This is a genomic window from Cupriavidus sp. BIC8F, from assembly GCF_032465815.1.
GTDB lineage: Bacteria > Pseudomonadota > Gammaproteobacteria > Burkholderiales > Burkholderiaceae > Cupriavidus > Cupriavidus necator.
In genome coordinates this window covers 2,780,892-2,798,789 of sequence record NZ_CP136094.1, presented here as the reverse complement: position 1 = coordinate 2,798,789, position 17,898 = coordinate 2,780,892, and the positions used below count along the sequence as shown (strand labels likewise).

The following is a 17,898-nucleotide window of genomic DNA, read 5'->3' as shown; positions in this document are numbered from 1 at the left end:
GGCCGTGGGGTCCGGGCCTGCATGCAGTCCTATTCTCCGATGTGCACAGGAATCCGCCGCCGCCCGAACTGACGCTCAAAACTCCCGAAACGTCCTGCAATCTGCGTAAAGCAGTCCGGGCAAGTTCCCGTGGGAGTCAGGCGATAGCTTTCGATCGCATGCCAGTCGCGCACAATGAGCTGCGCGCGGCAAACAGGGCAATAGGTGGTGGCACCGGCGGTGTCGTGGACGTTGCCGGTGTAGACGTAATGCAGCCCCTCCGCCAGCGCATGCTTGCGAGCACGCGCAAGGGTGGAACACGGGGTCGGCGGCACGTCGCGCATCTTGTAGTCCGGATGGAATCCGGTGAAGTGCAGCGGGACGTCGGGGCCAAGCTCCCTGGCGATCCACTGGGCCTCGGCGCGAATCTCGTCATCGCTGTCGTTCTTGCCGGGAATGAGCAGCGTCGTGATCTCCAGCCAGACATCGGTTTCGTGTTTCAGGTACCGGAGCGTCTCCAGTACCGGCTGCAGGTGCGCCCCGGTGAAGGCAACATAGAACTCGTCGGTAAAGCCTTTCAGGTCGACGTTTGCCGCATCCATCCTGGCGTAGAAATCACGCCGCGCTTCGGCGCCGATATACCCGGCGGTCACCGCCACCGCCTTGATGTCCAGATCGTGGCAGGCATCGGCTACGTCCATGGCGTATTCGGCGAAGATCACCGGGTCGTTGTAGGTGAAAGCCACGCTCTTGCAACCATGCGCCGCCGCCGATGCGGCGATCGCTTCGGGCATGGCCGCATCGGCCAGGGTTTCCATCTCACGCGATTTACTGATGTCCCAGTTCTGACAGAACTTGCAGGCCAGGTTGCAGCCGGCCGTGCCGAACGACAGGACGGCGGAGCCCGGGTAAAAGTGGTTGAGCGGCTTCTTTTCGACAGGATCGATACAGAAGCCCGATGAGCGGCCGTAGGCAGTCAGCACCATCCGATCGCCGACCCGCTGGCGCACGAAGCAAGCGCCGCGCTGCTCGCCATGCAGGCGGCAGTGGCGCGGACACAGGTCGCATTGCATGCGGCCGTCATCCAGGAAGTGCCAGTAACGGCCGGGATAACTCCCTGAACCGGGCGCATCCTTCATGGATGGTCCTTGTGCGGTTTGCTGATCACTGTTACCGACAACACATCCAGGTCGAAGAACGGGCTGTCCGCCGGAGGCGGGGGCAATCCGGCACCCCAGCCGGCGATGGCATGCTTGATGTACTCTGCCATCTGCTCGTCGGCAACGTCCCTGGGCTGGTCGATCATCACGACATAGCGGCGATTACTCATGGTGGATCCTTTATGGCGCCCATGACGGGCAACCATGGTGGCATCACAAACGTGTCCGGCGGCATCGATGCCGGCGGCCCCAACGTTCAGCGATATACCAGCACCGGAATCTTGCTGTGGGTCAGTACCTTCAGGGTTTCGCTGCCGATCAGCAGCCCCTTCACACCCCTGCGTCCATGAGACGCCATGACAATCAGGTCACAATCCTTTTCTTCGGCAGCCTTGATGATGGCATCGTAGGGGTGATCGTCGACCACACTGCTGGTGTCACAAGGCACGCCTGCCGCGGCGGCCTCTCGCGCAATGCCGTCGAGGTATTTCGATGCGTCCTCGAGGACCGCCTCTTCGAACTGCTCTCGGGTGTCGGTGAGCATTTCGGTGTGGTAAGTCGTGATGTGGAAATCCGGGCAGGCGCGCACCGCCGTAATGCTGGCCTGTGTCTCCTGCGCGAACGCCAGTGCCTTGCGAAAGGCCGCTTCGGCCAGAGCGGAGCCGTCTACCGCAACAAGAAGATGCCTGAACACGTCGTGCCTCCTTGTCAGCTGAACGGTAGCCACCGGGGGGGGGGCCACCGGATCCCGCCAGCAGGCATCTGGCAAGCGAACGGCCGCGTGCGAATATGCAGTGCCGCCCTCGGTTGCATTGAGGTGCATGCCGGCTGAATTCAGTATAGGCAGCGAAGATCTTGCGCCGCTCCTGTTGCAATCTGCACCCTGGCCGCGACGCAAGCGGTCATGGCAACCAGACCTCGCGGATGCCGGCAAATTTTGGCGGTTAATTGCATAATTGCCCATGAAAAAGCCCGCCTGGACAGGCGGGCTTTTTCGCTTGCAGCGACCGGCGCTCAGCGCTTGCGCGGAGGCGGCACGTCAGTACACGTACCTTCATAGATCTCCGCCGCCATGCCGATCGACTCACCCAGCGTCGGGTGCGGATGGATGGTCTTGCCGATATCCACCGCGTCGGCGCCCATCTCGATCGCCAGGCAGACCTCGCTGATCAGGTCGCCTGCATGCGTGCCGACGATGCCGCCGCCGATCACGCGATGGGTTTCCTCGTCGAAGATCAGCTTGGTGAAGCCCTCGTCGCGGCCGTTGGCGATGGCGCGGCCCGAGGCCGCCCAGGGGAACACGCCCTTGCTGTACTTGATCCCCTTCGCCTTGCACTCGTCTTCGGTCAGGCCGGCCCAGGCCACTTCCGGATCGGTGAAGGCCACCGACGGGATCTGCTTGGCGTCGAAGTAAGCCTTCTCGCCATGGGCGGCTTCCGCCGCCACGTGGGCTTCGTGCACGGCCTTGTGCGCCAGCATCGGCTGGCCGACGATATCGCCGATCGCAAAGATATGCGGCACGTTGGTGCGCAACTGATTGTCGACGTCGATAAAGCCGCGGTCGGTCACGGCAACGCCGGCCTTCTCGGCGCTGATGCGCTTGCCGTTAGGCGAGCGGCCCACCGACACCAGCACCAGGTCGTAGCGCTGCGGCTCGGCCGGCGCGGCCTCGCCTTCGAACTTGACGTAGATGCCGTCCGGCCTGGCTTCCACGCCGACCGTCTTGGTCTTCAGCATGACCTTGCCGAAGCGGTCCTTGTTCTTCTTTTCCCAGACCTTGACCAGGTCGCGGTCGGCGCCGCCCATCAGGCCGTCGAGCATTTCCACGACGTCGATGTCGGCACCCAGCGTGCTGTACACCGTGGCCATTTCCAGGCCGATAATGCCGCCGCCGATGACCAGCATCTTGTTGGGCACTTCGGGCAGCTCCAGCGCGCCGGTCGAGTCGACGATGCGCGGGTCTTCCGGGATGAAGGGCAGCTTCACCGCCTGGCTGCCGGCGGCGATGATGGCCTTCTCGAAACGGATCACGGTCTTCTTGCCGGTGCTCCGCTTGCCCTCGCCCTCGGTCAGTTCGACTTCCATGTGGTGCGGGTCGAGGAAGTTGCCGATGCCGCGCACCACCTGCACCTTGCGCGCTTTGGCCATGCCGGCCAGGCCGCCGGTCAGCTTGCCCACCACCTGGTTCTTGTAGTGGCGCAGGCCGTCGAGGTCGATCTTGGCTTCGCCGAACAGGATGCCGTGGGCGGCCAGCGCCTTGGCTTCGTCGATCACGGCGGCGTTGTGCAGCAGCGCCTTGGACGGGATGCAGCCCACGTTCAGGCAGACGCCGCCCAGGGTGCCGTAGCGCTCCACCAGCACGGTGTTCATGCCCAGGTCCGCGGCACGGAAGGCGGCCGAATAGCCGCCGGGGCCGGCGCCCAGCACCAGCATCTCGCACTGGATATCGGCGCCGCCGCTGTGGCTGGCGGCGGCAGGAGCCGGGGCCGGAGCAGCCGCCGCGGGTGCGGGAGCCTGCGCCGGTGCCGGAGCTTGCGCGGGCGCCGGGGCGGCCGCGGCCTGCTGGGCCTCGATGGTGCAGATCACCGCGCCCTGGCCGACCTTGTCGCCGACCTTGACCTTGACCTCAATCACCTTGCCGGCGGCCGACGACGGCACGTCCATGCTGGCCTTGTCGGATTCCAGCACGATCAGGGACTGTTCCACCTCGACCGTGTCGCCGGCCTTGACCAGCACCTCGATCACTTCCACCGCGTCGAAATCGCCGATATCCGGCACCTTGACTTCGATCACACTCATGTTTGCTCCTCTATGCGCGCCCGCCTCTCGGCTTCAGGGCGCGCCGTCGTTGTTGGTTGCCGCGCTGTCGGGTGCTGTCTTGCCGGTCGACGGATTGCCGCCCGCGGTACCGCCAGCCGCCGGCGCCGGTGCGGCGTCACCCTCGTGCAGCCGCACGGTGTGCACCTCGATCGGCCCCGCCGAACTCTTGTCGAACTCCACGCCCGCATCGACGCCGATACGCGCGATCTCGCCCGCGTCCAGGTCCGGCCGGTCATAGACCGCATGCATCGCGCCCAGCGCGTAGTTGCGGCCCGAGCCGATGCCCCAGAAACGGTCGAACGAAAACACCTCGCGGTACGAGTAGACGCCGAAGATGCCCGCCGGATTGGCGATCAGGCATACGATCTGCGACGACTCGTAGGGATCGTCCTCGTCTTCCTTGGTGTTGACGAAATAGTCCGACTTCAGCTTCTCATGCACCTTCAGGAAGGTGCGGAACACGTCATCGCGCGAGCCCAGCCGGCACTCCTCGCCCAGCCCCGCCAGCAGCGTGCGCATGACCGGGAAGTGCGCGGTGGTCCCGGCCAGCGCGATAAAGCCATCGCCCACCGGGAACACCTTCTGGTTGCGCTCGTAGGCGCGCGACAGACGCGTGTCGCCAAAGGTGACCAGCGCGTCTGCCGCGATGGCCACCTCGGCGCCCTTCCTGACGACCACGCAGGTAGTCATGGCTCGCTCCCGGTTGCGCGTGGTGCGCCGGGCAGGCCAGGCCGTCGGCCTGCCCGCCCGGCGCAACCCCGCTTACAGCAGGATCCGGCGGAAATCCGCCAGCAGTTGCCCGAAGTACGTATTGAAGCGCGCGGCCTCGGCACCGTCGATGACGCGGTGGTCCCACGACAGCGACAGCGGCAGCGTCAGGCGCGGCACGAACTGCTTGCCGTCCCACACGGGCTTCTGGTACGACTTGCACACGCCCATGATGGCCACTTCCGGCGCATTGATGATCGGCGTGAAGTACGTGCCGCCAATGCCGCCCAGCGACGAGATCGAGAAGCAGCCGCCCTGCATCTGGTCCGGCTTGAGCTTGCCGTCGCGCGCCAGCTTGGCCAGTTCGTTCATCTCCTGGCTGATCTCCAGCACGCCCTTCTTGTCGGCGTCCTTGATCACCGGCACGACCAGGCCGTTCGGAGTGTCGGCGGCGAAACCGATATTGAAGTACTTCTTCAGCACCAGGTTGTCACCGTCCAGCGAGGCATTGAAGTTCGGGAACTTCTTCAGCGCCGCCACGGTGGCCTTGATCATGAACGCGAGCATCGTCACCTTGATGCCGGCCTTCTCGTTTTCTTTGTTCAGCTGGACGCGGAAGGCTTCCAGTTCGGTGATGTCCGCTTCGTCATGGTTGGTGACGTGCGGGATCATGACCCAGTTGCGATGCAGGTTGGCGCCCGAGATCTTCTTGATGCGCGACAGGGCCTTGCTTTCGACCTCGCCGAAGCGGGTGAAATCGACCTTCGGCCATGGCAGCAGGCCGAGCTCGCCACCACCGGCGCCAGCCGCGGCGGCCTGCGCGGGCGCGGCGGCCTGGCCGCTCATCACGCCCTTGACGTAGCCCTGCACGTCTTCCTGGGTGATACGGCCCTTGGGGCCGGTGCCCGGCACGCGCGACACGTCCACGCCCAGCTCGCGTGCGAACTTGCGCACCGAGGGGCTGGCGTGGGCGGCCTTGCCGGTTGCGCCAGCGGCGGCCGGCGCGGCAGCAGGCGCTGCGGCCGGAGCCGGGGCGGCGGCTGCTGCGGGGGCCGGTGCCGGTGCGGGCGCGCTGGCAGCCGGAGCCGGTGCCGCGGTGGCAGCGGCCGGGGCGGCCGCTGCGGCGGCGCCTTCCAGGATCAGCAGCAGCGTGCCTTCGGCCACGTTGTCACCGACCTTGACCTTGACTTCCTTGACCACGCCGCCTTGCGGCGACGGCACGTCCATGGTGGCCTTGTCGGACTCCAGCGTCACCACGGCGTCTTCAGCGTTGATGGTGTCGCCTGCCTTGACGTGGACTTCGATGACCGGCACGGCGTCGTAGTCGCCGATATCAGGCACCTTCACCTCGATGATGCCGCCACCGCCAGCCGGCGCTGCGGCCGGGGCCGGCGCGGGGGCTGTGGCGGGTGCCGGGGCCGGTGCAGCGGCGGCAGGCGCCGGTGCGGCTGCAGGCGCGGGCGCAGCAGCGGCCTGGCCGGCCGGCTCCAGCATCACCAGCACCGAGCCTTCAGCAACGTTGTCGCCAACCTTGATCCTGACTTCCTTGACCAAGCCGCCCTGCGGCGAGGGCACGTCCATGGTGGCCTTGTCCGACTCCAGCGTCACCAGCGCGTCTTCCGCGTTGATGCTGTCGCCGGGTTTCACATGCACTTCAATGACGGGAACGGCGTCATAGTCGCCGATATCCGGCACCTTGATTTCAATCGCTTGACTCATTCAGTGTCTCCTGGGCAGGCCGGCACGCGCGACGTCCGCAAGCGGCGAGATTACCTTCGCCGCCCGCTTCTGTCACGCCGCCGTGCCGCAAGGCGCCGTCCGGGCTCTGACCGGGGCGCCCGCGGCACGGCGTTGCCGTACTGCGGGGGTGGGTGCTGGCTGCCGGATCAGACCGACATCGGGTTGGGCTTGTTCGGGTCGAGGTTGTACTTCTTGATGGCCTCGGCGACCTTGTCGCGGCCGATCGCACCCTCGTCGGCCAGCGCTTTGAGCGCGGCCAGCGTGACCCAGTAGCGGTCCACTTCAAAGAAGTGGCGCAGCTTCTCGCGCGTATCCGAGCGGCCGAAGCCGTCGGTGCCCAGCACCACGTAGCGGCGCGGCACGAACGGACGGATCTGCTCGGCAAAGGCGCGCACGTAGTCGGTGGAGGCGATCACCGGGCCGCGGGCCGACTTCAGGCTCTTGGCCACGTGCGATTCGCGCGGGGTCTCGGTCGGGTGCAGCAGGTTGAAGCGCTCGACGTCGTGGCCTTCGCGGGCCAGCTCGGTGAAGCTCGGGCAGCCCCACAGGTCCGACTCCACGCCCCAGTCCTTCTTGAGGAGGTCAGCAGCGGCGATCACCTCGCGGAAGATCGTGCCCGAGCCCAGCAGCTGCACGCGCGGCGCGTTGCTGTTCTCGACGCCCTTGCGGAACTGGTACATGCCCTTGACGATGTCTTGCTCTACGCCAGCCGGCATTTCCGGATGCTCGTAGTTCTCGTTCATCACCGTCAGGTAGTAGTAGACGTCTTCCTGCTCGGCGTACATGCGGCGCAGGCCGTCCTGCATGACCACCGCCAGCTCGTACTGGAAGGTCGGGTCGTACGAGATGCAGTTCGGGATGGCGGCGTGGAACACGTGCGAGTGGCCGTCCTCATGCTGCAGGCCTTCGCCGTTCAGCGTGGTGCGGCCGGCGGTGCCGCCCAGCAGGAAGCCGCGCGAGCGCATGTCGGCAGCAGCCCAGCACAGGTCGCCGATACGCTGAATGCCGAACATCGAGTAGTAGATGTAGAACGGGATCATCTGCACGCCGTGCGTCGAGTACGACGTGGCGGCGGCGATCCAGTCGCACATGGCGCCGGCTTCGTTGATGCCTTCCTGCAGCACCTGGCCAGTCTGCGATTCCTTGTAGAACATCAGCTGGTCATGGTCTTCCGGCACGTACTTCTGGCCTTCCTGGTTCCAGATGCCGACCTGGCGGAACAGGCCTTCCATGCCGAAGGTGCGCGACTCGTCCGGGACGATGGGCACCACGTGCTTGCCGATCTGCTTGTCTTTCAGCAGCGTGTTCAGGATCCGCACGAAGGCCATGGTGGTGGACACTTCGCGGCCTTCGCCGGTGGCCTTGAGCAGCGCGTCGAACGCCGACAGTTGCGGCACCGGCAGCGCCTCGGCCTTCTGGCGGCGGGCCGGCAGGTAGCCGCCCAGGTTCATGCGCGCCTGGCGCATGTATTCCAGTTCCTTCGAGCCTTCCTCGAAGGTGATGTACGGCACTTCTTCCAGCTTGTCGTCGGCAACCGGAATGCTGAACTGGTCGCGGAACTTGCGGATCGCGTCCACCGGCATCTTCTTCTGCTGGTGGGCCACGTTCATGGCCTGGCCGGCGTCGCCCATGCCATAGCCCTTGATGGTCTTGGCCAGGATCAGCGTGGGTTGGCCCTTGTGCTCGCTGGCGGACTTGTAGGCGGCATAGATCTTGTGCGGATCGTGGCCGCCGCGGTTCAGGCGCCAGATATCGTCGTCGGACCAGTCGGCCACCATCGCCTTGAGTTCAGGCGTGTTGAAGAAGTGCTCGCGCACATAGGCGCCGTCCTTGGCCTTGAAGGTCTGGTACTCGCCGTCCACGCATTCCATCATGCGCTTCATCAGCAGGCCCTTGGTGTCGCGCGCCAGCAGGGAATCCCACTTGCTGCCCCACACCACCTTGATCACGTTCCAGCCGGCACCGCGGAATTCGGATTCCAGTTCCTGGATGATCTTGCCGTTGCCGCGCACCGGACCGTCCAGGCGCTGCAGGTTGCAGTTGATGACGAAGACCAGGTTGTCGAGCTTCTCGCGGCCGGCCATGCCGATCGCGCCCAGCGATTCCGGCTCGTCGGTCTCGCCGTCGCCCAGGAAGGCCCAGACCTTGCGGTCGCCGGCCTTGGCCAGGCCGCGGCTGTCCAGGTACTTCATGAAGCGGGCCTGGTAGATGGCCATGATCGGGCCCAGGCCCATCGACACCGTCGGGAACTGCCAGAAGTCCGGCATCAGCCACGGGTGCGGGTAGGACGAGATGCCCTTGCCGTCCACTTCCTGGCGGAAGTTGTCGAGCTGGTCCTGGGTCAGGCGGCCGAGCAGGAAGGCGCGCGAATACACGCCCGGAGCCGAGTGGCCCTGCACGAAGACCAGGTCGCCGCCGCTGGCTTCCGACGGGGCGCGCCAGAAGTGGTTGTAGCCGACGTCATACAGCGTGGCCGCCGAGGCAAACGACGAGATGTGGCCGCCGACGTTGGTGTGCTTGTTGGCGCGCAGCACCATCGCCATGGCGTTCCAGCGGGTGTACGAGCGGATGCGGTGCTCGATGTCCTGGTCGCCGGGGATGCGGGCCTGCTGCTCGACCGGAATCGTGTTGATGTACTGCGTCTCGGCGTGGAACGGCTGGGTGACGCCGTTCACGCGTGCGTATTCGATCTGCTTGTCGATCAGGAAAGCGGCGCGCGCCGGACCTTCGGCGGCCAGGACGCCCTGCAGGGCGTCGAGCCATTCATGGGTCTCCTGGGGATCGGCGTCGTTGGCGCTCGAGGCGCCGAGAATCTGCTCTGGTACGGCGGACATGACTGTCTCCTGGGTGAATTCTTTGCTTCCGCGCCCGCGCTGGCAGCGCCCGGACACGACTTTACTTACGTATGACTCGCACCGACTTGCGGATCCGGCGCCATGCCGCCTTGCATCGGGCCACCGCCGGGAAACCTGTTCCGGTTTCTCCGCGCGGCAGGCGCATGGCTTCCGCCCGCATTCTTGGGTCGAACCGATTCTATGGAAGCCCAAAGTCCAACACAAGTGAAATTTTCAAATTGCGGTATCGTTTTTTATAATGTGGAATTATGCGGCAGCGCACCAAGAATCACCATCGGGCCGGCCCGCCATGCGCCATAAGCCTGCCCGCACCGGCCGCAGCAGCAATGTTTTCATTGGCGCTTTCCCCAAGCGACGCACCGCAATAATCTCGGTACACTGGTCGGTCAGCCGTCAATCCCTCCCATGCCGTTTTTCGACCGACTTCTCTCCAGCCTGCGTGCAGCCATGCTTCCTCCCGACGCGTCGGGGTCAGCCAAGGCGGCCGGAGGCGATCCAGCGCACGCCCCTTCGCCGGCGGCCGGACTGGGGCCGATCGAGGCGCTGGGCCCCGACGACGGCGCCCCCGTGGCCGCACCGCGCGGGCTGTGGTGGCTGCGCTGGCGCAACCTGGTCGCCACCAGCTGGTTCATGTTCATCCCGCTGGTTGCCATCGTGCTGTTCACGGTGGCCATGGGCGTGATCCTGTGGTCCCTGCACGAAACCGAGCGCCAGCAGCAGCGCGACGCCCTGTACCGCGACGCCGCCTGGGCACAGCAGCGCGTGCGCCTGTCGCTGCTGAGCAACCAGGACCAGCTCGCCTCGCTGGCGCGCGACATTGCCGCCGCGCAGCTTGAGCAAGGCGCCTACCGCACCGCGGCGCAGGAAATCCTGCGCGAAAACCCCGAGATCGTCTTCATCAACTGGCTCGATGCCACCAAGCGCGGCCGCTGGTCGCTGCCATCGACCTCGGAATTCGCCAGCCGCCTGCGCGAGACCCAGGACCAGCCGCTCGAACCCGAAGTGCTCGACACCTTCGACGCCGCGCGCGAGACCCAGCGCGTGGTCTATTCGCGTCCGCTGGTCAACGAGCGCGGCGACAGCTTCATGCTGATGGAAGTGCCGATCGTGCGCGACAACGAGTTCCTCGGCACGCTCGGCGCGCTGTACTCGATCAACGGCATCCTCACGCACCTGCTGCCGCCCGAGCTGACCGAGCGCTACCGCTTCTCGCTGATCGACAAGAACAACCAGACCCGCGCCAGCACCTCATTGCGGCCGGTGCCGGGCAATGCGCTGTCGTATGAGGTGCTGCTGGATCCGCCGGGCCACTCGCTGTCGCTGCGCGCCGATGCCTACCCGCCGGCGTCGAACCTGCCCAACAACATGCTGCTGTGGCTGGTGGTGGGGCTGTCGTGCTTCCTGCTGTGGAGCCTGTGGAGCATGTGGCGCCACACCAGCCGCCGCTCCGAGGCACAGCGCGCGCTGCTGGCCGAGACCTCGTTCCGGCGCGCGATGGAAAACTCGATGCTGATCGGCCTGCGCGCGCTCGACCTGAACGGCCGCATCACCTATGTCAACCCGGCCTTCTGCCGCATGACCGGCTGGCAGGAGAACGACCTGGTCGGGCGCCTGCCGCCCTTCCCCTACTGGCCGCCCAACGACCAGCAGGAGATGCAGAAGCAGATCGACCTGACCCTGCAGGGCAAGTCGCCCGCCGGCGGCTATGAGATGCGCGTGATGCGCCGCGACGGCAGCAGCTTCTATGCGCGCATGTACGTGTCGCCGCTGGTGGACAGCCGCGGCCGCCATACCGGCTGGATGAGCTCGATGACGGACATCACCGAGCCCAAGCGCGCGCGCGAGGAACTGGCCGCGGCGCATGACCGCTTCACCACGGTGCTGGAAAGCCTGGACGCCGCGGTGTCGGTGCTGGCCACCGACAAGGCGGAGCTGCTCTTTGCCAACCGCTATTACCGCCAGCTGTTCGGCTGGGAGGCCGAGGGCCACCTGAAGCTGGCCGGCGACGACCTCGACAAGGACCAGGTCTCGAGCGACAACACCGACTATGTCGACGCCTATGCCGGCCTGCCGGCGTCCGAGCTGATGCCGTACGCATCGGATGCGCGCGAAGTGTTTGTGCCCGACATGCAGAAATGGTTCGAAGTGCGCCGCCGCTATATCCAGTGGGTCGACGGCCACCTGGCGCAGATGCAGATCGCCACCGACATCACCGCGCGCAAGGCCGCCGAGGAAATGGCGCGCCAGCATGAAGAGCGCCTGCAGTTCACCAGCCGCCTGACCACCATGGGCGAGATGGCGTCGTCGCTGGCGCACGAGCTGAACCAGCCGCTGGCGGCCATCAACAACTACTGCATGGGTGCGGTGGCGCGGCTGCACTCGGGCCGCAGCACGCCCGAGGACCTGATCCCGGTGCTGGAGAAGACCTCGGCCCAGGCGGTGCGCGCCGGCACCATCATCAGCCGCATCCGCGGCTTCGTGAAGCGCAGCCAGCCGCAGCGGCGCGAAGCCGCGCTGCACGACATCGTCGCCGACGCGGTAGGCCTGGCCGACCTGGAGGCCACGCGCCGCCGCGTCACCATCCTGACCCGCCTGCCGACCCCGCCGCTGACGGTCTATGTCGACCCGGTGCTGATCGAGCAGGTGCTGGTGAACCTGCTCAAGAACTCGGTCGAGGCCATGGCCGGCCTGCCCGCCCTGCATGCCGGCGGCGTGGTGCGCCTGCATGCGCGGGTGGAGCCGGGCGAGATCGGCGACAACGTCCATATCGACGTGATCGACCAGGGCCCGGGCGTGGACGAAGCCACCAAGGAGCGCCTGTTCGAGCCCTTCTTCAGCACCAAGTCCGACGGCATGGGCATGGGGCTGAACATCTGCCGCTCGATCATCGAGTCGCACCAGGGCCGCCTGTGGGTGGAGAACAATGCCGACGGCATCGGATGTACATTTAAAATCATGCTGCCGCTGCAATCGGCGCTGGCCGAACATTAAGCCGCTCCACAGGCCCTGTTGCCGGGGCCTTCGCGCCCGGGCGTACCCAAGGATTCCAGAAAAAGCCGGCCCGCCCCGTTTCCCCACGGATGTGGGGGGCCTGTCTCGCCACAGAGGGCCGCTGCCGGTTACACTTCGCAGCAATGAATTGTTGTCCCGAGGAGACTACATGACCGCAACGCCAAACCCCACGCCCCACCGCGGCGAGACCGTGTTCATCGTCGACGACGATGAAGCCATGCGCGACTCGCTGACCTGGCTGCTGGAGGGCAATGGCTATCAGGTGCGCAGCTTCACCAGCGCCGAGCAGTTCCTCGCCGCCTACGATGCCAGCCAGGTATCGTGCCTGATCCTCGACGTGCGCATGCCCGGCATGAGCGGCCCGGAGTTGCAGGAGCGCATGCTGGCCGAGCAGATCGACATTCCCATCGTCTTTATCACCGGCCACGGCGACGTGCCGATGGCGGTGTCGACGATGAAGCGCGGCGCCATCGACTTCATAGAAAAGCCCTTCGATGAGTCCGAGCTGCGCGCACTGGTCGAGCGCATGCTGACCAAAGCCCGCACCGACCATTCCGCCGCACGCGAGCAGCGCGCCGCCAAGGACCTGCTGGGCAAGCTGACCACGCGCGAACAGCAGGTGCTGGAGCGCATCGTGGCCGGCCGCCTGAACAAGCAGATCGCCGACGACCTGGGCATTTCCATCAAGACCGTGGAGGCGCACCGCGCCAACATCATGGAAAAGCTCAACGTCAACACCGTCGCCGACCTGCTGCGCCTGGCGCTATCGCGCAACAGCTGAGCGGCTGGCGCCTGCCTCCGCCTGACCCGGTGCGGCCCGCGGCCGCACCGGCTGCCCTCTCGGCGCGCCGTCCGGCGCCGCCTCTGCATCCCCTCAGCCCCGTCAGCGGTCCAGGTATTCCTCGTCCCGGAACGTGACGACCCATTGTGGCCGATAGACCACAAAAATCGCCACCAGCATGCCGGTCAGGAAGGCCTCGCCAAAGGCCAGGATGACGGCTGCCGTCAGGGTGTCGGCAACGCTCCATGGCAGGCCCGGCGCCGTCAGGTGGCGCCAGCCGGCCTCCGCAGCGCTGGCGCCCAGCGCGGCCAGCCCGGCCGTGAAATAGCCGTGCCCCAGGATAAAGACGAACGGATGGCGTGGCAGCAGGCGCCGCATCATTGCCTGCAGCGCCGCGGAGATCAGCGCCGGCAGCAGCGCCAGCCAGACGTAGCGCACCCACAGCGAGGGCCAGTCGAACTGGGCCCAGCCGTGCCCGGCCAGGTATTCGAGCCCGAACAGCGACACCACGTCCACCACGAACAGCGACAGCAGCGCCAGCGGCAGCCCGAACAGCGTCACCATCAGCGTGGCGCCGAGCAACTGGATCACCAGCCCGCCAACCAGCGTGGCGCGCAACGTCCACAGCAGCGCCACCAGCAACATCGCACCCAGCCAGGCGTTCTGCAGCGCATTGCGCCGCAACAGCCGCCAGGGCCGGCGCGTCAGCGCCCACAGCAGTGCCGCCAGGGACAGCAACAGCAGCAAGGGGTGGGACAACAGGGACGGCAGCGCGGTGTGCATGCGGCCGATGCTACCAGCGCTGCCCCCGCCCGGCCCTTGCACCCGGTCAAGCTCCGTGCGGCAAGCCCCACGCAACCTTTATAATTCCGCCTTTAGCCCAGCCCGCGCTCCGGCGCGCGGCGGCACCTCCACCTCCCGGCCACGAACCCGCCCAGCCTCCATGCCTGCCCACCTGATCGACGGCAACGCCCTTGCCAAACAAATCCGCTCCGAAGCCGCCCTGCGCGCCGCCCGCCTGACCGAGCGTGGTCACCGGCCCGGCCTGGCCGTGATCCTGGTCGGCGAGGACCCGGCCAGCCAGGTCTACGTCCGCAACAAGGTCAAGGCCTGCCAGGACAACGGCTTTCATTCCTCGCTCGACCGCTACCCGGCCGACCTGTCGGAGGCGGAACTGCTGGCCCGCATCGAGGCCCTGAACCAGGACCCCAACATCCACGGCATCCTGGTGCAGCTGCCCCTGCCCAAGCATATCGACAGCCACAAGGTGCTTGAAGCGATCGCGCCGGAAAAGGATGTCGACGGCTTCCACGTAGCCAATGCCGGCGCGCTGATGACCGGCGCCCCGCTGTTCCGCCCCTGCACGCCCTACGGCTGCATGAAGATGCTGGAATCGGTCCAGTTCCCGCTGCGCGGCGCGCGCGCCGTGGTGGTGGGCGCCTCCAATATTGTCGGCAAGCCGATGGCGATGCTGCTGCTGCAGGCCGGCGCCACCGTCACCATCTGCAACAGCAAGACGCGCGACATCGGCGCCCACACCCGCGACGCGGATGTGGTGGTGGCTGCGGTCGGCAAGCGCAACCTGATCACCGCCGACATGGTCAAACCGGGCGCGGTGGTGATCGACGTGGGCATGAACCGCGACGACAACGGCAAGCTCTGCGGCGACGTCGACTTTGCCGGCGTGCGTGAAGTCGCCGGCTACGTCACGCCGGTGCCGGGCGGCGTCGGCCCGATGACCATCACTATGCTGCTGGTCAATACGCTGGAAGCCGCCGAGCGCGCCGCCGGCTGAGGCCGCGCGTACGATACGCCACCCGGGGCTCTGGAAAATCCGGCGCCCCGGCCCCATCTGCGGGAATATTGCCCGATCGAGGCCAGCCAACCGAGAACACGCCATGGACCAAGCCGCCAACGCTACCAATCCTCTGCTGGACTTTTCCGACCTGCCCCGCTTTGCAGAAATCCGGCCCGAGCACATCAGCCCGGCGCTGGACGTGCTGCTGGAACTCGCACAGCAGGCAGTCGCCCGCGCCGAAGATCCGGCCACGCCCGCCGACTGGGCCAGCGCCGTGCAGGCGCTGGAAGCGGCCACCGAGCCACTGGGCCGCGCCTGGGGCGTAGTCAGCCACCTGAGCGCCGTGGCCGATACGCCCGAACTGCGCCGCGCGCACGCCGAGAACCTGCCGCGCATGACCGAGTTCTGGTCCTCGCTCGGCCAGAGCCTGGCGCTGTACGACAAGTACAAGGCGCTGGCCGCCAGCCCGGCGTTCGCCGGCATGAGCGCGGCGCGCCACCAGCTGATCGAAAACGAACTGCGCGGCTTCCGCCTGGGCGGTGCCGAGCTGCCTGAAGACAAGAAGCCGCGCTTCGCCGAGATCCAGGAGCAGCAGGCCCAGCTGTCCAAGGCCTTCTCCGACCACGTGCTGGATGCCACCAACGCCTACGCGCTGCATGTCGAGGACGAGGCCCGCCTGTCCGGCCTGCCCGACGACGCCAAGGAAGCCGCCCGCCATGCCGCAGAGAAGGATGGCAAGGCCGGCTGGAAGTTCACGCTGCACTTCCCGTCCTACTTCCCGGTGCTGCAGTACGCGGACGACCGCGCGCTGCGCCAGACCCTGTATGAAGCCAACGTCACGCGCGCCTCGGAACTGGGTCCGCAGCATGGCCAGGGCCAGGCCGACTGGGACAACACCGCCAATATGCGCGAGCAGCTGGCCCTGCGCCGCGAAGAGGCGCAGATGCTGGGCTACCAGTGCTACGGCGAAGTCTCGCTGGTGCCGAAGATGGCCGAATCGCCGGCCGAGGTGCTGAAGTTCCTCGACGAGCTCGCCGTCAAGGCGCGCCCCTACGCCGAGAAGGACTGGGCCGAGATGAAGGCCTTTGCCGCGGCGGAGCTGGGACTGCCTGAACTGGCGCCGTGGGATGTCGCCTATGCCTCGGAGAAGCTGCGCGAGCAGCGCTATGCGTTCTCCGAGCAAGAGGTCAAGCAGTACTTCCCGGAAGCGAAGGTGCTCGAGGGCCTGTTCGGCGTGGTGCAGAAGCTGTTCTCGGTGCGCATCGAGCCCGAGCAGGCGCAGACCTGGCATAAGGACGCGCGCTTCTTCCGCGTCACCACCGCCGACGGCACGCTGCTGGCCCAGTTCTACATCGACCTGTACGCGCGCGAAGGCAAGCGCGGCGGCGCCTGGATGGACGACGCGCGCGGCCGCAAGGTGCTGGAGCAAGGCGGCGTGCAGACGCCGGTGGCCTACCTGACCTGCAATTTCTCGGCGCCGGTGGGCGGCAAGCCCGCGCTGTTCACGCACGATGAAGTGATCACCCTGTTCCATGAGTTCGGCCACGGCCTGCACCACATGCTGACGCAGGTGGGCGAGTTGGGCGTGTCGGGCATCAACGGCGTGGAATGGGATGCGGTGGAGCTGCCGTCGCAGTTCATGGAGAACTTCTGCTGGGAGTACGAGGTGCTGACCGGCATGACGCAGCACGTCGACACCGGCGAGCCGCTGCCACGCGCGCTGTTTGACCGCATGCTGGCCGCCAAGAACTTCCAGAACGGCATGATGACGCTACGCCAGATCGTGTTCTCGTCGTTCGACATGCACCTGCATACCGATTTCGACCCGGCCGGCGCCACCTCGGTGCTGGACCTGTCGCGCCAGGTCAACGACCGCGTGCACGTGGTGCCGCAGCATCCGCTGTCACGCTGGCCGAACACCTTCAGCCATATCTTCGCCGGCGGCTATGCGGCGGGCTACTACAGCTACAAGTGGGCCGAGGTGCTGTCGGCTGATGTGTACGCGGCGTTCGAAGAAGCCGCGCAGCTGTCGGGCAGCGTGCTCGACAGCGAGACCGGCGCGCGCTACCAGCGCGAGATCCTGTCGGTCGGCGGCAGCCGTCCGGCGATGGACTCGTTTGTCGCATTCCGCGGCCGCGCGCCGCAGATCGACGCACTGCTGCGCCACGGCGGGATGGCAGCATGAGCGCGGCCGCCCTGCCCGCCAGCGGCCCGCTTCGCATTGCCAGCTGGAACGTCAACTCGCTCAAGGTGCGCCTGCCGCAGGTGCTGCAATGGCTGGCCGAGCAGGACCAGGCCGGCGCGCCGATCGACGCGCTGTGCCTGCAGGAACTGAAGCTGCCGGACGACAAGTACCCGCTGGCCGAGCTGGAGAACGCGGGCTTCCACAGCATCTACACCGGGCAGAAGACGTACAACGGCGTGGCCATCCTCGCCCGCGACGCCAGCATGCCCGGCCCCGCCGACGTGGTGCGCAACATCCCCGGCTTCGAGGACGCGCAGCAGCGCGTGATCGCGGCCACGTACGGCGACGTGCGCCTGGTCTGCGCCTACTTTCCCAACGGGCAGGCGCTGGACTCGGACAAGTTCGTCTACAAGCTCAAGTGGCTGGATGCGATGACGGCCTGGCTGCGCGAAGAGATGAAGCGCTACCCGAAGCTGGCGCTGCTGGGCGACTTCAATATCGCGCCGGAAGACCGCGACGTGCACGACCCCAAGAAATGGGAAGGCCAGAACCTGGTCTCGCCGCAGGAGCGCGCCGCATTCGCCGCGCTGGTGGAGCTCGGCCTGGCGGATGCATTCCGCCAGTTCGAGCAGCCCGACAAGGCCTTCTCGTGGTGGGACTACCGCATGATGGCATTCCGCCGCAATGCGGGCCTGCGCATCGACCACATCCTGCTGTCGCCGGCATTGACCAGCGGCTGCAGCGCCTGCGTGATCGACCGCGTGCCGCGCACGTGGGAGCAGCCGTCGGACCACACACCAGTGGTCGCCACACTCAACTGCGGCTGAACACGCCGCTGGCGCCGCGCGCAGGTTCAGGCA

General features: G+C 66.6%; 13 protein-coding genes. 5 read left to right on the top strand and 8 right to left on the bottom strand.

The genetic code is table 11. The features are described from left to right. Window positions 1–29: 29 nt before the first annotated feature. The 7 genes from amrS to aceE form a co-directional block, all read right to left on the bottom strand. On the bottom strand, window positions 30–1,118 hold the full coding sequence (gene amrS / locus RS901_RS13055; RefSeq protein WP_316149170.1) for an AmmeMemoRadiSam system radical SAM enzyme: 1,089 nt from the start codon (window positions 1,116–1,118) through the stop codon (window positions 30–32). Further along, complete coding sequence (locus RS901_RS13050; protein ID WP_316149168.1) at window positions 1,115–1,309, bottom strand: hypothetical protein; 195 nt, start codon at window positions 1,307–1,309, stop codon at window positions 1,115–1,117. The genes amrS and RS901_RS13050 overlap by 4 nt, the downstream gene beginning before the upstream one ends. Window positions 1,310–1,395: 86 nt before the next feature. Next, window positions 1,396–1,833, bottom strand: a complete 438-nt coding sequence (locus RS901_RS13045; RefSeq protein ID WP_316149167.1) for a universal stress protein — start codon at window positions 1,831–1,833, stop codon at window positions 1,396–1,398. Between the two features lie 320 nt (window positions 1,834–2,153). After that, the gene (lpdA, locus tag RS901_RS13040) at window positions 2,154–3,938 is read right to left on the bottom strand and encodes a dihydrolipoyl dehydrogenase (RefSeq protein WP_316149166.1); all 1,785 of its coding nucleotides are present in this window, start codon (window positions 3,936–3,938) and stop codon (window positions 2,154–2,156) included. A gap of 33 nt (window positions 3,939–3,971) precedes the next feature. Continuing rightward, on the bottom strand, window positions 3,972–4,649 hold the full coding sequence (locus RS901_RS13035) for an MFS transporter (RefSeq protein ID WP_316149165.1): 678 nt from the start codon (window positions 4,647–4,649) through the stop codon (window positions 3,972–3,974). 72 nt (window positions 4,650–4,721) lie between these two features. Further along, on the bottom strand, window positions 4,722–6,386 hold the full coding sequence (gene aceF / locus RS901_RS13030; RefSeq protein WP_316149164.1) for a dihydrolipoyllysine-residue acetyltransferase: 1,665 nt from the start codon (window positions 6,384–6,386) through the stop codon (window positions 4,722–4,724). A 167-nt stretch (window positions 6,387–6,553) separates the two neighbouring features. Then, a complete protein-coding gene (gene aceE / locus RS901_RS13025) occupies window positions 6,554–9,241 on the bottom strand; it encodes a pyruvate dehydrogenase (acetyl-transferring), homodimeric type (RefSeq protein WP_316149163.1) in 2,688 nt (895 codons plus the stop codon). 426 nt (window positions 9,242–9,667) lie between these two features. Between aceE and RS901_RS13020 the strand changes: the two genes are divergently transcribed. Both RS901_RS13020 and RS901_RS13015 read left to right on the top strand, forming a co-directional pair. After that, window positions 9,668–12,253, top strand: coding sequence for a PAS domain S-box protein (locus RS901_RS13020; RefSeq protein ID WP_316149162.1), 2,586 nt, complete (start codon window positions 9,668–9,670; stop codon window positions 12,251–12,253). A 169-nt stretch (window positions 12,254–12,422) separates the two neighbouring features. Next, entirely contained in the window at window positions 12,423–13,055 is a 633-nt protein-coding gene (locus RS901_RS13015; protein WP_010813074.1) for a response regulator transcription factor, read from the top strand. Between the two features lie 102 nt (window positions 13,056–13,157). Here RS901_RS13015 and RS901_RS13010 read toward each other — a convergent pair whose 3' ends face one another. Next, complete coding sequence (locus RS901_RS13010; protein WP_316149161.1) at window positions 13,158–13,838, bottom strand: hypothetical protein; 681 nt, start codon at window positions 13,836–13,838, stop codon at window positions 13,158–13,160. Window positions 13,839–13,998: 160 nt separating this feature from the next. Here RS901_RS13010 and folD point away from each other — a divergent pair, with 160 nt between their 5' ends. The 3 genes from folD (at window position 13,999) to xth (ending at window position 17,865) form a co-directional block, all read left to right on the top strand. After that, a complete protein-coding gene (gene folD / locus RS901_RS13005) occupies window positions 13,999–14,850 on the top strand; it encodes a bifunctional methylenetetrahydrofolate dehydrogenase/methenyltetrahydrofolate cyclohydrolase FolD (protein ID WP_316149160.1) in 852 nt (283 codons plus the stop codon). 103 nt (window positions 14,851–14,953) lie between these two features. Beyond that, on the top strand, window positions 14,954–17,038 hold the full coding sequence (locus RS901_RS13000; RefSeq protein WP_316149159.1) for a M3 family metallopeptidase: 2,085 nt from the start codon (window positions 14,954–14,956) through the stop codon (window positions 17,036–17,038). After that, on the top strand, window positions 17,035–17,865 hold the full coding sequence (gene xth / locus RS901_RS12995; RefSeq protein ID WP_316149158.1) for an exodeoxyribonuclease III: 831 nt from the start codon (window positions 17,035–17,037) through the stop codon (window positions 17,863–17,865). Before RS901_RS13000 ends, xth begins: the two co-directional genes overlap by 4 nt. The last annotated feature ends 33 nt before the right edge of the window (window positions 17,866–17,898 follow it).

Coding starts and splice junctions, on each gene's coding strand:
- RS901_RS13010 (WP_316149161.1), bottom strand. CDS start 13,838: ATGCACACCGCGCTGCCGTCCCTGTTGTCCCACCCCTTGCTGCTGTTG.
- RS901_RS13035 (WP_316149165.1), bottom strand. CDS start 4,649: ATGACTACCTGCGTGGTCGTCAGGAAGGGCGCCGAGGTGGCCATCGCG.
- aceE (WP_316149163.1), bottom strand. CDS start 9,241: ATGTCCGCCGTACCAGAGCAGATTCTCGGCGCCTCGAGCGCCAACGAC.
- amrS (WP_316149170.1), bottom strand. CDS start 1,118: ATGAAGGATGCGCCCGGTTCAGGGAGTTATCCCGGCCGTTACTGGCAC.
- RS901_RS13015 (WP_010813074.1), top strand. CDS start 12,423: ATGACCGCAACGCCAAACCCCACGCCCCACCGCGGCGAGACCGTGTTC.
- RS901_RS13020 (WP_316149162.1), top strand. CDS start 9,668: ATGCCGTTTTTCGACCGACTTCTCTCCAGCCTGCGTGCAGCCATGCTT.
- xth (WP_316149158.1), top strand. CDS start 17,035: ATGAGCGCGGCCGCCCTGCCCGCCAGCGGCCCGCTTCGCATTGCCAGC.
- lpdA (WP_316149166.1), bottom strand. CDS start 3,938: ATGAGTGTGATCGAAGTCAAGGTGCCGGATATCGGCGATTTCGACGCG.
- RS901_RS13050 (WP_316149168.1), bottom strand. CDS start 1,309: ATGAGTAATCGCCGCTATGTCGTGATGATCGACCAGCCCAGGGACGTT.
- folD (WP_316149160.1), top strand. CDS start 13,999: ATGCCTGCCCACCTGATCGACGGCAACGCCCTTGCCAAACAAATCCGC.
- RS901_RS13000 (WP_316149159.1), top strand. CDS start 14,954: ATGGACCAAGCCGCCAACGCTACCAATCCTCTGCTGGACTTTTCCGAC.
- aceF (WP_316149164.1), bottom strand. CDS start 6,386: ATGAGTCAAGCGATTGAAATCAAGGTGCCGGATATCGGCGACTATGAC.